Source organism: Mesorhizobium sp. M7D.F.Ca.US.004.03.1.1 (genome assembly GCF_003998635.1).
Classification (GTDB): domain Bacteria; phylum Pseudomonadota; class Alphaproteobacteria; order Rhizobiales; family Rhizobiaceae; genus Mesorhizobium; species Mesorhizobium loti.
The window spans coordinates 1-889 of record NZ_RZQG01001474.1 but is presented as its reverse complement, the minus strand read 5'-3'; the positions used below and the strand labels follow the sequence as shown (position 1 = coordinate 889).

Here is an 889-nt window from a genome sequence, read left to right as displayed (position 1 = left end):
GAATTTTCGGAGCAATGGCCAGCACCGCCCCTTTCGCCAAGATGAACGGCATCGGCAACGAGATCATCGTTGCCGACATGCGTAGCCGTGCCGATCGGGTGACCGCAGCGGCAGCGATCGCCCTGAACGCCGGTGCCGCGACCAGCTTCGACCAGATCATGGCGATCCACGATGCCAGGACGCCCGGCACCGCCTTTTTCATCGACATCCTGAATTCCGATGGCTCCAAGGCGCAGGCCTGCGGCAATGGCATGCGCTGCGTTGTCCAGGCGCTTGCCGCCGAGACCGGCCAGAAGACCTTCACCTTCGAGACCGTTGCCGGCATCCTCAACGCGCGCGAACATGCCGACGGGTCGATCTCGGTCGACATGGGCACGCCGCGTTTCGGCTGGCAGGACATCCCGCTGGCCGAGGAATTCCGCGACACCCGCATGATCGAGCTGCAGATCGGCCCGATCGACGCACCCGTGCTGCACTCGCCCTCGGTTGTCTCGATGGGCAATCCGCACGCCATCTTCTGGGTCGACAACGACGTCTGGTCTTATGAACTCGACCGTTTCGGCCCGATGCTCGAGAACCACCCGATGTTTCCCGAGCGCGCCAACATAACCATCGCTCAGGTCACCTCGCCTGAAACCATGATCATCCGCACATGGGAGCGTGGCGCCGGCCTGACCAAGGCCTGCGGCTCGGCCTCCTGCGCCGCCGTGGTCGCAGCCGCCCGCACCAACCGGACCGGCCGCAGCGTCAGCCTGCTGACCCCCGGTGGCGGCACGCTGCATGTCGAATGGCGCGATGACGACCACGTCATCCTCACCGGCGCTGCCGAATGGGAATTTTCCGGCAACTTCGATCCGTCGACCGGAACATGGGCCCGCGACACCGAAAG

Annotated in this window: 1 protein-coding gene; it reads left to right on the top strand. The window is 64.9% G+C overall.

What is annotated here, in order from left to right; translation table 11 throughout:
• Positions 1-14: 14 nt before the first annotated feature.
• A partial coding sequence (gene dapF / locus EN935_RS38055) for a diaminopimelate epimerase (RefSeq protein WP_127374344.1) occupies positions 15-889 on the top strand: 875 nt, incomplete at its 3' end.